Source organism: Pedobacter sp. CG_S7, assembly GCF_040544395.1.
GTDB lineage: Bacteria > Bacteroidota > Bacteroidia > Sphingobacteriales > Sphingobacteriaceae > Pedobacter.
Window position 1 is genome coordinate 26,998 of sequence record NZ_JBEONS010000004.1, and the last position, 13,795, is coordinate 40,792.

Sequence of the window (13,795 nt, forward strand, 5' to 3'; positions counted from 1 at the left end):
TGCAATGGTATTCTTATAATACATAATTTTAGCCAGTTCCGGGTGTCAGACTTCTCAGAAAGCAGGCTATACAATTGCCATTATTCCGAAAATGAACAATAGCATCATTGAATTCCTCTTCATCATATCATTTTTAAAGGTTTCAAAACGATCAGTAGCTTTATATTCATTGCTGATGCTACGCTAAAAGCTGATAAAGGTTTCTTGTTTTAAAGCTTTACAAAATTAACTCATATATTGCAATAACAACTCCCTAAAGTTGGTTTTAAAAGAAATTTTACATCTTGATTAACTTTTCCATGAAGGCAACAAATTTCTGATCTGCATAATTTGCAGCACCCTCACCATGGTAAGACATTCTACCCATTTTATCAAAGACCACCGTTGTTGGCAAAGAGCCTTTAAAGATACTTTCTGGAATAGCACTGGCAACGGCATATATAGGAAGTTTATAGCTCTTCTTATCCATAAATTTCTGTGATTTTTCAAAAGCACCATCAGCATCAACAATCAAAAACACGACGTCTTTATGATCCTTATAAAGTTCATAAAGCTTGTTTACAGCAGGCATTTCAGCTATGCAAGGCGGGCACCAGGTAGCCCAGAAATTTACAAATACCACTTTGCCTTTCAGGTTACCGAGGTCAACCACATTACCCTTGCTGTCTTTAAAACTAATGCCAGATAAATCTGCCGTATTATTTGTTGTCGGGAGTGATGTATCTGGCTTAAAAAGCCCTGCTTTCATTAAGCCCTGCAGCAATAAAGCCTTTGCAGAAGGCACAAAAAGTAGCACGAGTATAACCGAAATGAATATAATATTCCCTATTCCTTTTTTACTAAAAATCTTCTTATTCATTTTTAAATTTACTAAATTAATATCCGAGTTTATTTTAAGACACTCAGCATCCCCTAAAATAACGGAAAGAATAGGATAAATTGGCGAAAGCGGCACCATAAAAAAGCCCATTGCGCACAAAACGCAATGGGCTCAATCATTTAGGAGAAGGCATTAAATCAACTCAACACTTCTACTCACAAATTCCGTTAATTCGGCACCAGTTAACATTCCTTGCGTTAATAATGCTAAATCGACAGCCTGTTTTGCCAATGTAGTTTGCTCCTCTTCGTCTTCCGACTTTAAGATGCGGGAAATCAATTTATGGTTACCATTGATAGCTACTTTATAATTATCAGGCATGCTGCCATAAAAACCCATTCCACCACCCATTTGCGACATATCTTTCATTCTACGCATAAATTCGTCCATCGTTACCGTTACAGGAAGTTCTTCAGCGTTTAAACCAACAACCTCCACATGCATACCCGGTTTAGTAATGGCCTTTTCAAATACAGCTTGTATTTTTTTAGATTGCTCTTCAGTCAATACCGATTCTGTACTTTCATCTTTTTCAATCAGCTTACTAGCCACGCTAGAATCAACACGTTTCAATGCCGTTTTTTCTAGTTTTTGCTCTAAACTTTGGATAAAATGGTTGTCGATAGGAGAATTCATCAACAAAACATCATAATCTTTTTTATTCGCAGACTGGATAAAGCTATCCTGTTTTGCCGGATCATTAGTGTAAATATAAACCAACTGTCCATTTTTATCTGTTTGGTAGCCTTTTACTTTTTCCTTATACTCTTCTAAAGTGAAGTTTTCATTTTTAGTATTGGTTAACAAAGCGAAGTCTTTAGCTTTATCATAAAACTTCTCTTCGCTCACCATACCATATTTCACAAACAGACCAATATCGCTCCATTTATCTTCATAACCCTTACGGTCTTTAACAAAAAGCTCACCTAACTTATCGGCTACTTTTTTAGTAATATAGCTGTTGATTTTCTTAACATTGCTATCGGCTTGTAAAAAGCTTCTGGAAACATTCAAAGGGATGTCTGGCGAATCAATCACCCCATGCAATAACATTAAAAATTCAGGAACAATATCTTTTACTTCATCCGTAATAAATACCTGGCGTGAATACAATTTAATTTTATTGCGCTGCATCTCGAAATCATTCTTCACTTTCGGGAAGTACAATACGCCGGTAAGGTTAAAAGGATAATCTACATTCAGGTGTATCCAAAATAAAGGATCTTCGGAAAAAGGATATAATTGTTTATAAAAATCAAGGTAATCCTCGTCTGACAAATCTGCAGGTGCTTTTGTCCAGATCGGATTAGTAGTGTTGATGATATGATCAACCTCTACTGAAGTATATTTAGGTTTTCCTTCTTCATCTTCGCCATCAGGCTCTTGTTCAGTTTTAGTACCAAATTTAATGGGCACGGGTAAAAACTTAGCATATTTCTCTAGAATTTCTTCCAGTTTATGTTTACTTAAAAACTCTGCAGACTCTTCGTTAACGTGCAAGATGATATCAGTACCACGGGTGGTTCTGGTACCAGCAGTAATTTCATAAGAAGTACTACCATCACAAACCCAGCGTGCAGCTTCGGCTCCATCCTGGTAACTCAAAGTTTGAATTTCCACCAAATCAGCCACCATAAAGGCAGAATAGAAGCCTAAACCAAATTTACCTATAATTTCATTGGCATCTTTTGCATCTTTAAATTTCTCTACAAACTCACTTGCACCAGAAAAAGCCACCTGATTAATGTATTTTTTGATCTCTTCGGCAGTCATTCCTAAACCACTATCAGAAATAGTAATGGTTTTTTTCTCCTCATCCAAAGCAATTTCCACTTGTGTATTACCCAACTCGCCATTGTATTGACCAAGTGCTGCTAAACGTTTTATTTTCTGAACGGCATCAACCGCATTGGAAACTAATTCCCTTAAAAAAATCTCATTGTCTGAATACAGGAATTTTTTAATGATTGGGAAAATGTTTTCGGTGTGTATGGAAATACTTCCTTTTTCTTCTATGCTCATATCTTTAGACTAATTTTTGTTTTATACCAGCGTTCTATCAAGCGTTGTTCCAATCTTGAAATTTGACATTTTGACAGTAAACAGCTTATCCTGCAGTTGTGTATCTTTGCCCTTAATATGGAATATAACGTTCATACTTTACCCAATGGCATACGGCTTTTGCACGTGCCCTCTGTATTTGCCATTTCTCATGCTTGTATCATTTTAAATAGTGGTTCAAGAGATGAGAGCGCATCTCAATCAGGCCTGGCGCATTTTATTGAGCATCTGATTTTTAAGCGTACAGAAAAAAGAAGCACCAACCAAATTTTAAACAGGCTGGAAAGCGTGGGGGCAGACTTAAATGCCTATACCACCAAAGAATATACTTGCATTCATGCTTCTTTTCTAAACCCTTATCTAGACCGGACGCTGGAATTATTTAACGACATCGTTTTTCACTCCACCTTTCCTGAAGAAGAAATGGATAAGGAGAAAAGTGTAATTTTAGATGAAATTGCATCTTACCTTGATCAACCAGAGGAAGCCATTTATGATGATTTTGAAGATCTTCTTTTTGAAGGGCACCCTTTGGGTCGCAACATCTTAGGTACTGTAGAAAGTGTGGGCAATTTATCTAAAAAAGACGTTAAAGATTTTATTGCCACAAACTACCTTACCGATCAAATAGTAATTGCCGTTATTGGCAATTACTCCCTGTCCAAATTAGTTAAAATAGGCCAAAAATATTACGGAGAGATCCCCGCCAATTTAAAAAAACAGAAAAGGACCGCACCACATCAAAATCCGGTAGTAGAAAAAACCTTTCAAAAGCCAATTTCACAAGCACATACCGTTTTAGGGAGTCAGGCATACAGTTTACATCATCCCCATAAAACTGGCTTATTATTGCTCAACAACCTATTAGGTGGCAACGGGATGAGTTCTATTCTTAATTTGCAAATCCGGGAAAAATACGGCATTGCTTATACCATAGAAAGCGGCTATAGCCCTTTGAGTGATACCGGATTATTTACGGTGTATTTCGGCACCGATAAAGAAAAAGTAGATCGGGCCCTTACCTTAATTTTTAAAGAATTAAAAAAACTTAGAGAAAAACCACTTACTGAAGTGCAGCTGCAAAAAGCAAAGCATAAGTTTATCGGTCAGATTGCTCTGGGAGAAGAAAATAGGATAGGATTAATCATTTCTATGGCAAAAAGCCTAATTGATTACGATAAAATTGACGATTTACTGACCGTATTTAAAAAAATTCAGGCCGTTAGCAGGGCAGAAATGGCCGAAATCAGCAATGAAATACTCGATGAAAAAAATCTAAGTGCCCTAACCTTTTATCCTTTAAGCTAATATTTGTATTTTTGTACCATGAAGTTACCAATAGTAGCCTACGGCGACCCGGTTTTAAAAAAAGTTTGTAAAGATATTGAGCAAACTTACCCTGATCTAACACAACTCATCAGCGACATGTTCGAAACGATGTATGCAGCGAGTGGAGTAGGATTAGCGGCCCCTCAGATTGGTTTACCCGTCCGTCTGTTTGTTATTGATACAGGTGTAGATGAAGAGGGAAAAGAAGGCTTCAAAAGAGTACTGATCAACGCAGAGATTGTAGAAGAATCTGGTGATGAATGGGCTTTTAATGAAGGCTGTTTAAGTATTCCTGACATCAGAGAAGATGTGATGCGCAAACCAGTCATCCTGATCAAATATTATGATGAACTATGGAATTTACACCAGGAAAGAGTTTCAGGTATGTCTGCACGTGTTATCCAACATGAGTATGACCACATTGAGGGCAAATTGTTTACTGATAAACTAAGCTTGCTACGTAAAAGAATGTTGAAGTCTAAATTAGACAACATTACTAAAGGAAATGTGCATACAGAATACAAAATGCGCTTCCCTAAAGTTACAAAAAAGCGTTAATTATCAGCTCGGGTTTTATCCCCGTTAAATATTTGCTGCATAAATTTACCCCATGCAAACGGATTTAGTAATGGATTCGTTTGCACCATATTTTTATTTAAGGACCTGTCGTGATTTAAGCGCCAGTTTATCGCCGATATTTCACCGGCATCTCTTGATAACGTTTGGGCCATACCTCCCAAACTTTGTGCATTTAAGTTTTTCTTTGCTATTTCCATATCATCATCCGCTACTTTCATAGACAAAAAATCTTTGGTAAATTCCTCTGACGTTGCCCAGGGATAAACATTCAACGTGGGCAGGTATACAATTTCAGATTGCATTTTAACCATCGCTGTATACTTATTTTCTTTAAGGTCTTGCGGAATGATGATTTGCGTTTTGGTAAAACCTACCGCAGTATACAAAATGGTATCACCCGGGTGCGCAACAAATGAAAAGTAACCTTTATAATTGGCTGAGCGCTGTTCGTTAGTACTCAGGTTACTCAAAGTTACATAAGGCACTACCCTATTACTATCTATATCCGTAATAATTCCAGAGAATTGTATCAGTTTAATACTGGTTAGTTTTTGCTGTGCAAAACCACCAAGAAAAGAAAACGACAACCATAAGGTAAAAATATACTTCATTGTACAAAAGTAAAGGTATCTATAACAGACGATCGTTAAAAATTGTTAAATGAAATTAAACCGGTTCGGCCAGATCTACAGCAACAACAGCGGTTATTTGAGGTACAGACTTCATTATTGCTTGTTCTATTCCAGCTTTCATAGTCATGAAACTCATTTTACAAGAGCCACAATTACCCAATAATTTTAATCTTACTACATTTTCTGATGTAATTTCTTCTATGGCAACATTTCCACCGTCTGCTATTAAATATGGTCTTATCGTTTCCAATGCCTGCTCTACTTGCTCTATTAAATTCATCTGGCTATGTTTTAATTCTTCCATCTTTTATAAAAATACTAATTATTTAGCACTTTACCCCCCTGTGCATTGTTTATTGCCACTTGTTGTGCAACTTTACCAGCTATTTCTGAAAAACAAGCCGACAAAATACTCCCTTTTTCCAAGGCTACCGGCGTGCCATTATCGCCACCTTCAGTTATACTTTGAACAATTGGTATCTCTCCAAGAAAAGGCACATCAAATAACTTAGCAAGGGCTTTTCCACCATCTTTACCGAAAATATAATACTTTTTATCAGGCAGTTCTTCCGGCGTAAAGTAAGACATATTTTCAATAACCCCCAATACTGGGATATTAATTCCAGGCATCCTGAACATCGCCAAACCTTTCCTGGTATCGGCAAGAGCCACTTGTTGTGGTGTGGTCACAATGACCGCACCCGCAATTGGAAAACTTTGGGTAATGGTAATATGTATGTCGCCCGTACCTGGCGGCAAATCTACAATCAAGTAATCAAGCTCACCCCAGTCTGCATCATTAAACAACTGTTTAACAGCTTTAGAAGCCATTGGCCCGCGCCATGGCACAGGCTGATCAGGATCGGCAAAAAAACCTAACGAAAGTAGTTTAATGCCATATTTTTCTACAGGAAGGATAAGCGTTTTACCATCTTCAGTCTCCCGCGCCAATGGCTTTGCTCCTGTCAATCCAAACATCATAGGTACCGAAGGGCCATAGATATCTGCATCAATTAAACCTGTTTTAGCCCCATTTGCCGCTAAAGCAACAGCAAGGTTACTGGCAACTGTAGATTTACCAACACCACCCTTACCCGATGACACCAAAATAATGTTACGGATATTGTTCAACTGTGTGGTATCTGCAGGTTTGGTAACCCTTGATGTGATGTTGATTTGAACTTCGGCATCTTTGGCCACAAAATATTTAATGGCATTTAAACAAGCATTCTTTAGCATGTCTTTTAACGGACAAGCCGGCGTTGTTAATTCCAGCGTAAAGCTGATGTTTTTATCTTTAATTTTAACATCCTTAATCATGTTCAAAGTAACCAAGTCTTTTTTAAGATCGGGGTCTTCCACATTTCGCAAAGCAGCTAAAACTTGTTCGTTCGTGATTATCATTACCCAAAAATAAGAAAAGCACCTTACAATAACTTGAGTTTAGGGTTTTTAAGCGTAATTTTAACACGAAATAAACATTTGTGTTTACCGTTAATCAAAATACCGCAATATTATCGCATGGATTTATCGAAAATCAAGGTCCCTAAAAAATATATAAAAATTGGCGCATGGGTATTAGGCGTCTTTATTATCCTGTTTATTGCCATGGGCGCTATTGCCTACAGTAAAAGATCCATCTTGTTGAAAACCATGATGGCCAAAGCAATAGCTAAAGCTGATAAAAGCTACGGATTGGAAGTTAAAATCGGTTCTGCCGGCTTTAATGGATTGAGTACTGTACACATGACCAAAATATCTGTGGTTCCCAAAGACCGCGATACCCTTACTACCATTGCAGACCTCACCATTGGTGTTAAGCTTTTTCCCCTGCTTTTTGGTAATGTGAAATTGTCGGAAATGAAGCTCAATAGCGGTAAAATCACCGTGGTTTCCAGGGATACTTTAACTAACCTGGATTTTATTCTGAAAAGAAAAAAGAAAGATAGTACAGCAACCAAGGGTAAAATTGATCTGGCTAACCTGGCGCAAAACTTGTTAAACCAGGTTTTATACAAAATACCGGATAACATGGAGGTGAAAAACCTCTTGCTACAGTATAACGATAATGACACGGCCAAACTTAATTTTATGGTCAGCAAAGCCACTATTGATAATGGCGACTTAAAATCAACCCTTGTTGTCAATGACAAGGAATCGATTTGGCATATCAACGGCATGGTTAATCCTTCAAGAAAACACCTGGATGTGCTATTTTTTGCAGATAATAAAAAAGTGGAACTGCCGTACTTGAACAAAAAACTACAGGCAAAACTTAGTTTTGATACGATTAGAACGGTTTTAAAGGAAGCAGATAAAAAAGGTGACCGATTTTTGGTGCAAGGATCCTGGTCAATCAAAAACTTATTGATCAATCATAAAAAAATAGCCGCCAACGATGTCATAGTACCCGATGCGAAAATTGACGCAAACATCATCTTTGGAAAAAATTACGCAGCATTAGACAGCACTTCTACAGTTTATTTAAAAGAGGCTACTTTTCATCCCTTTTTAAAATACACTTTATCGCCCAATAAAATATATGAAGTTAAAATTCATTTGGATGAGCAAGAGGCACAAGGTGTTTTAAATGGCTTCCCACAAGGGCTTTTTGAATCTTTAGAAGGACTGAAAGTAAGTGGGAAGGTAAAATACGACCTTAATTTTTACCTCAACACCGCTATTCCTGATAGCGTAAAGTTTAATTCAGGCTTAACACCAAACAATTTCAAAATTTTAAGCTGGGGCAAAACCAATTTACAGAAAATTAACAAGCCTTTCGTCTATACCCCTTATGAGTATGGAAAACCGATGCGTAAGATCACCATTGGTCCGGCAAACCCAAACTTCACCCCCTTATCTGAAGTATCCAGCAATTTCAAGAATGCACTGTTAACCTCAGAAGACCCTTCATTTTTTACCCACAAAGGCTTTGTAATGGAATCTATCCGTAAATCATTTGCAGTAAATTTCAAAGAAAAGAAATTTGTAAGGGGTGGCAGCACCATTTCTATGCAATTGGTTAAGAATGTGTTTTTGAGCAGGAATAAAACACTGGCCCGAAAAGCAGAAGAGATACTTATTGTATGGCTGATAGAAAATAACCGCCTGATCAGCAAACAAAGAATGTTGGAAGTTTATTTCAATATTATTGAAATGGGGCAAAATGTATATGGCATCGGAGAGGCTTCCAGGCATTATTTTGGTAAAACCCCGGCCAGTTTAAACATTGGCGAAGGCATATTTTTAGCGAATATTGTTCCACGGCCAAAAATTGCAATGTATAAATTTCGTGGGGATGGTGGCCTTAAAGACTACCTGTACCCCTATTTTAAATATATGGGCAATATTATGGCCAATCGCGGCCTAACACCTCGTGATAGCAGTGGTTATGGTTTTTATAACGTAAGGTTAAGAGAGGGATTAAGACAATACCTGTTGCCAGACTCCACTACTTTAGATACCACGGCCTTTGATGACGACGGCGAAATGCCTGTAATTGAAACTCAGGATGATTCCAAAACGTTATTTGACCGTATATTTGGGGGTAATAAAGAAAAAGATACTGCAACAAGGCCTACAGTAAAAACAGATACTTTACAGAAAACAAATAAACAATTGCGCCAGGAAAAAAGAGAACAACGGCAGAGAGAAAAAGATTTAGAGAAACAGAAAAACGACGGACAGTAGTTTTTAGCCATCACATCATGAATAGCGTACAAATAGAGGATAAAAATTTCGAACTCTTTCTGGAGAATGACCAGATCAATAAACGCACCCGTTTAATAGGCATACAGCTCAACGTAGATTACGAGGATCGCTGCCCCATTATTATTGGTGTGCTAAATGGCAGCTTTGTTTTTATGGCTGATCTTTTGAAAGAAATTGAGATCTCTTGTGAAATAGCTTTTATCCGTGTTTCTTCTTATAAAGACACGGAAAGTACAGGAATAATTAAAGAAGCCTTTGGCCTGCCAGACAACCTGCATAACCGGGATATTATTTTAGTGGAAGATATTGTAGATACAGGCTTAACATTGAAATATATACTAGAAAAAGTGCGTTTGCAAGCTCCGGCTTCGGTTAAGGTTTGTTCGCTGCTTTTAAAACCCGACGCATTACTAGCTCCTGTTCCAGAACTGGAATATATAGGTTTTGAAATCCCTAATGAGTTTGTGGTAGGCTATGGCCTGGATTATAATGGACTGGGCAGAAACTTGAAAGACATTTATAGTGCTGTTAACTAAAGGATAAACACTTATTTAAACTTATAATTTTAACGATATGCGTCTCTGTTGGATAAATTTTACCAATTTTACGCAAAATACTTTTTAACCAATGACGATACATAAAGAAGGCTATACAACGATTGCAATCACTTTGTTGTTTATTTTTGTTATAAATGCTTTTATTGATTACCGATATGCAGACATTACCTGGCTTCGCTGGTTGATTTACATCTTGTCTTTTTCCTTATTTTTAATTGTGCTTCAATTTTTTCGCAATCCGAAAAGAGCATTTTTTACGGATGACAACTTATTAATTTGTCCGGCTGATGGTAAAGTTGTAGTTATTGAGGAAACTGAAGAAGGAGAATATTTTAAAAACAAGAGGTTACAAGTCTCTATTTTTATGTCCCCGGTTAATGTGCACATCAATAGAAACCCTATTTCTGGAGTAGTAAAGTTTTTTAAATACCACCCAGGAAAGTATTTAGCCGCATGGAACCCTAAATCTTCTACCGAAAACGAACGCACCACTGTTGTGGTAGCACACAGTTCGGGCGTAGAGGTATTGTACAGGCAAATTGCAGGAGCACTGGCCAGGCGAATTGTTTGGTATGTAAAAGAGGGCGATATAGTAGAACAAGGAAAAGAATTTGGCTTTATTAAATTTGGTTCCAGGGTGGATATCTTTTTACCACAGGGAACCAAGGTTAATGTTGAGCTTAACCAAATGGTTAAAGGTGGTATCACCGTATTAGGCGAGTTAAAATAAACGAGCTAAACATTAGCCTATAGAAGAGCACTTGATGGTGCTCTTTTTTTATGGAACAAGAAGTTTACTTTGGCTAATAGCCCATACATACCTCTGCCTAAGGTACTCCGGAGCTCATAGGCACCTCGTATAGGATTTCCCGAACAAGGTCCCTACCAGCCCCCTATAAGGGCCGTACTAACTGCGGTTAAGTATTTAATAAAACACAAGCTGATGCTATCGCCATATTGATCGATAATACAAAAGAAATCATTAGTGGAATAAAGAAGTAATTGTGGGTGATGCGTTAAACGCAAAAAACCTCCCTGGTAAAACCAGGAAGGTTATGTATGCTTGAAGAGAAATTAAACTCTTTTAGATTTAATACGGGCAGCTTTACCAGTTAATGCACGAAGATAGAATAATTTCGCTCTACGCACTTTACCGTGACTGTTAACTTCAATTTTTGCAATGTTAGGAGAGTTGATCGGAAAAATACGTTCAACACCTATACCATTAGACATTTTACGAACAGTAAACGTTTCATTAGCACCTACACTATTACGTTGTAACACTACGCCTTGATAAATTTGGATACGCTCCTTATTACCTTCGCGAATTTTATAGTGAATACTCACTGTATCTCCTGATTTGAATGCAGGAAATTCATTTTTTACAATTACCTGCTCTTCAACAAATTTTACTAAATCCATGATTTTAAGCTATTAAGCCGACTTTCTGTTGATTGAAAATCGGATTGCAATATTAGGGATTTTATTTTACATATAAAAGCGAATTTTGATTTTTTCCGGAATCTTTAAATATTTCACACAAATTGTGCTATTAATTGTTGACCTATTTCCTTAAATATTTGTTATATCCTCTGGTATTTTGCTTAAATTTATAAGCATGCAACAAAGCTTTAGATTAGGCTCCTAATGGATTTAGCTAAAATAAAAATCAACTTAACCTCAATTTAATATTATGTATTTGAAAACTATAGTGGCTGAAATCTTAAAGAAGAACAACAGGTCTCTGAGCTGGCTTTCTGTAGAGATGAATAAAACCTTCGACGGCTTGAAATTAAGCCTTCTGAAAGGCTCAATGAAGTACAATGACCTGCTTTTAATGGCAAAGATTTTAGATATACCCCCCACTATATTTTTTGAGGAAACAAACCCAAGTCATGTTACTGAAAAAGAAGCATTGAAAATGGCCGATAGCAACCATCTTTCGGCACATACAGAATTAGAATTAAAAAGTTATAAGGAAATGATCAGCACTTTAAAAGAACAGTTAAAGGATAAAGACAAGATTATATTCTTGCTGAGCAAATAACTACTCACCTAACAAATCTGGCCTGCGCTTGCGGGTTCTTGCCACCGCTTGCTCATGGCGCCATTCATTAATTTTTGACTCATGCCCGCTCAATAAAATAGCAGGAACCTTATGGCCTTTCCAATCTGCCGGACGGGTATAAACGGGGGCGTCCAACAGCTCTCCCTGGAAACTATCTGACAGCGCAGAGGTTTCGTCATTCAAAACACCAGGGATCAACCGAACAATTGCATCGACTAATACTGCTGCAGGCAACTCTCCACCCGACAAAACATAATCTCCAATAGAAATCTCCCTGGTTACGTAAATGTCTCTAATGCGCTGGTCTATGCCTTTATAATGACCACAAAGAACAATAATGTTTCCTTTGCAGGAAAGTTCGTTAGCAATGGTCTGGTTCAGTGTAACACCATCAGGACTCATAAAGATCACTTCATCATATTCCCGCTCCGATTTTAAGGCTTCGATGCATTTTGCAAAAGGTGGTATAGACATCACCATGCCAGAGCCTCCACCATAAGGATAATCATCTACACTCTTTTGTTTGTTATCTGCATATTCCCTTAAATTGTGTACCACAATTTCTACAATACCTTTCTTCTGGGCGCGCTGCAAAATGGAATGAGCAAAAGGACTGTCTAATAAAGCTGGTAACACAGAAATGATGTCGAAACGCATTATATGGCAGGTTAAGTATTAAGGTATAAGTCGAGCAAGCCCTCAGGAAGGTCTACCAAGAGAGTTTTATTGTCTTCGTCAATTTCAAGGATCATATCATCATTCAACGGAAACAGTACTTCCTTACTTTGAAAAGAAACAGTGGCCACAAATTGTTGAGGATATTCGTTGACTTCAGTAATTACACCGAGTTGGCCCTGGGTATCATCAGATACTGTAAAGCCTACTAAGTCGTTGTAATGGAAATCTTCATCATCACGGTCGGGCAGCTTGTTTAATGGAATATATATTTTCTTTTTTACAAGCGCCTGCGCCTTATCAATATGATCAACATCATCAAAATAGAAATTGCCAGTACTGTTATTTTGTAATTTATAGGTAGAAACAAAAAAAGGGACCAATTTACCACTAATTTCAGCAAAAACTACATCCAAGTCCAGCAGTTCAGGTGCATCATATTCAAAATAGAGCTGCAGCTCTCCCTTCAGTCCTTTTGTTTTGGTAATATAACCGATGTAATATGCTTCTTCAGGTTTCATTGCGATCAATATTTCCCTTAATTCAGGGCGATGGCCAAATTTCATTAAATAAAAATAGCGAAGGGTTCAGTTGAATGACTCCTTCGCTATTTTCTAGCATTAAAAAAAGACTATGCTTCTTCTTTGTTTTCTTCCGATGGAGTTTCAGCAACAGCAGTTTCTTCAGTAGCTTCTTCAGCAACTGGCTCTTCTACCACTTCTTCTACTACAGGAGCATTTTTCAATGCAATGGCAGCACCACGGTCAGCATTTTTCTTAGCTTCAGCAGCTAAAGCAGCAATTTTAACTTCACCTTTTGATTTAGTTAAATTATCTTTTTTACCTTCAATTTGCTCACCTTTAGCACCTAACCATTCTGCAAACTTAGCTTCTGCCTGTTCTGCGGTTAATGCACCTTTTTTAACACCACCTTCTAAGTGTTTTTTGTATAAAACACCTTTGTAAGAAAGAATAGCGCGACAAGTATCCGTAGGTTGTGCACCTTTGTTTATCCAGTCTAATGATTTTTCAAAGTTAATTTCAATAGTAGCAGGATTGGTGTTTGGGTTGTATGAACCTAAACGCTCAATAAATTTACCATCTCTTGGTGAACGGGAATCCGCTACCACTACGTGGAAAAAAGGTTTCCCTTTTTTACCGAATCTTTGCAATCTGATTTTAGTTGCCATAGTTTCTTTAATTTATGTATTCAACATAGTTCCCGGAGCTTCATGCTTGCGGGGTTGCAAAAGTAAGTAAAATACTAATGGCAAGCAAGATGCAATAAATTAAAATTCAAGTAT

General features: G+C 37.4%; 15 protein-coding genes. 6 read left to right on the forward strand and 9 right to left on the reverse strand.

Annotated features, from left to right (window positions below; all coding sequences use genetic code 11):
* Positions 1 to 277: 277 nt before the first annotated feature.
* Together AAKU52_RS03880 and htpG are read right to left on the reverse strand one after the other, a co-directional pair.
* Positions 278 to 859, reverse strand: coding sequence for a TlpA family protein disulfide reductase (locus tag AAKU52_RS03880; protein ID WP_354330430.1), 582 nt, complete (start codon positions 857 to 859; stop codon positions 278 to 280).
* A 153-nt stretch (positions 860 to 1,012) separates the two neighbouring features.
* On the reverse strand, positions 1,013 to 2,902 hold the full coding sequence (gene htpG / locus AAKU52_RS03885; protein WP_354330432.1) for a molecular chaperone HtpG: 1,890 nt from the start codon (positions 2,900 to 2,902) through the stop codon (positions 1,013 to 1,015).
* Between the two features lie 117 nt (positions 2,903 to 3,019).
* On the opposite strand from htpG, the gene AAKU52_RS03890 reads away from it, so the two are divergent.
* Together AAKU52_RS03890 and def are read left to right on the forward strand one after the other, a co-directional pair.
* Positions 3,020 to 4,249 (forward strand): M16 family metallopeptidase, encoded by a 1,230-nt coding sequence (locus AAKU52_RS03890; RefSeq protein ID WP_354330434.1) that lies wholly within the window; start codon positions 3,020 to 3,022, stop codon positions 4,247 to 4,249.
* Positions 4,250 to 4,267: 18 nt separating this feature from the next.
* Positions 4,268 to 4,828, forward strand: a complete 561-nt coding sequence (def, locus tag AAKU52_RS03895; protein WP_354330436.1) for a peptide deformylase — start codon at positions 4,268 to 4,270, stop codon at positions 4,826 to 4,828.
* On the opposite strand, the gene AAKU52_RS03900 is transcribed toward def, so the two are convergent.
* The 3 genes from AAKU52_RS03900 to AAKU52_RS03910 are packed head-to-tail and all read right to left on the reverse strand — an operon-like array spanning position 4,825 to position 6,885.
* Positions 4,825 to 5,460, reverse strand: coding sequence for a hypothetical protein (locus AAKU52_RS03900; protein WP_354330438.1), 636 nt, complete (start codon positions 5,458 to 5,460; stop codon positions 4,825 to 4,827). The two genes, def and AAKU52_RS03900, sit on opposite strands and share 4 nt — an antisense overlap.
* 55 nt (positions 5,461 to 5,515) lie before the next feature.
* Positions 5,516 to 5,761: a NifU family protein gene (locus AAKU52_RS03905; protein ID WP_354330730.1), complete on the reverse strand. Its 246-nt coding sequence runs from the start codon at positions 5,759 to 5,761 to the stop codon at positions 5,516 to 5,518.
* Positions 5,762 to 5,799: 38 nt separating this feature from the next.
* Complete coding sequence (locus AAKU52_RS03910; protein ID WP_354330440.1) at positions 5,800 to 6,885, reverse strand: Mrp/NBP35 family ATP-binding protein; 1,086 nt, start codon at positions 6,883 to 6,885, stop codon at positions 5,800 to 5,802.
* 117 nt (positions 6,886 to 7,002) lie between these two features.
* Here AAKU52_RS03910 and AAKU52_RS03915 point away from each other — a divergent pair, with 117 nt between their 5' ends.
* The 3 genes from AAKU52_RS03915 (at position 7,003) to AAKU52_RS03925 (ending at position 10,479) form a co-directional block, all read left to right on the forward strand.
* Positions 7,003 to 9,171, forward strand: coding sequence for a transglycosylase domain-containing protein (locus AAKU52_RS03915; protein WP_354330442.1), 2,169 nt, complete (start codon positions 7,003 to 7,005; stop codon positions 9,169 to 9,171).
* Between the two features lie 17 nt (positions 9,172 to 9,188).
* A complete protein-coding gene (gene hpt / locus AAKU52_RS03920; RefSeq protein ID WP_354330444.1) occupies positions 9,189 to 9,728 on the forward strand; it encodes a hypoxanthine phosphoribosyltransferase in 540 nt (179 codons plus the stop codon).
* Positions 9,729 to 9,819: 91 nt separating this feature from the next.
* Positions 9,820 to 10,479: a phosphatidylserine decarboxylase family protein gene (locus tag AAKU52_RS03925; protein ID WP_354330446.1), complete on the forward strand. Its 660-nt coding sequence runs from the start codon at positions 9,820 to 9,822 to the stop codon at positions 10,477 to 10,479.
* Positions 10,480 to 10,823: 344 nt separating this feature from the next.
* Here AAKU52_RS03925 and rplS read toward each other — a convergent pair whose 3' ends face one another.
* A complete protein-coding gene (gene rplS / locus AAKU52_RS03930) occupies positions 10,824 to 11,171 on the reverse strand; it encodes a 50S ribosomal protein L19 (protein WP_354330449.1) in 348 nt (115 codons plus the stop codon).
* A 271-nt stretch (positions 11,172 to 11,442) separates the two neighbouring features.
* On the opposite strand from rplS, the gene AAKU52_RS03935 reads away from it, so the two are divergent.
* Complete coding sequence (locus AAKU52_RS03935; RefSeq protein ID WP_354330451.1) at positions 11,443 to 11,796, forward strand: hypothetical protein; 354 nt, start codon at positions 11,443 to 11,445, stop codon at positions 11,794 to 11,796.
* On the opposite strand, the gene trmD is transcribed toward AAKU52_RS03935, so the two are convergent.
* The 3 genes from trmD to AAKU52_RS03950 all read right to left on the reverse strand — a co-directional run bounded on the left by trmD (position 11,797) and on the right by AAKU52_RS03950 (position 13,681).
* A complete protein-coding gene (gene trmD, locus AAKU52_RS03940; protein WP_354330452.1) occupies positions 11,797 to 12,474 on the reverse strand; it encodes a tRNA (guanosine(37)-N1)-methyltransferase TrmD in 678 nt (225 codons plus the stop codon).
* An 11-nt stretch (positions 12,475 to 12,485) separates the two neighbouring features.
* A complete protein-coding gene (gene rimM, locus AAKU52_RS03945; protein ID WP_354330454.1) occupies positions 12,486 to 13,058 on the reverse strand; it encodes a ribosome maturation factor RimM in 573 nt (190 codons plus the stop codon).
* A 65-nt stretch (positions 13,059 to 13,123) separates the two neighbouring features.
* A complete protein-coding gene (locus AAKU52_RS03950) occupies positions 13,124 to 13,681 on the reverse strand; it encodes a 30S ribosomal protein S16 (protein ID WP_354330456.1) in 558 nt (185 codons plus the stop codon).
* Positions 13,682 to 13,795: the final 114 nt, after the last annotated feature.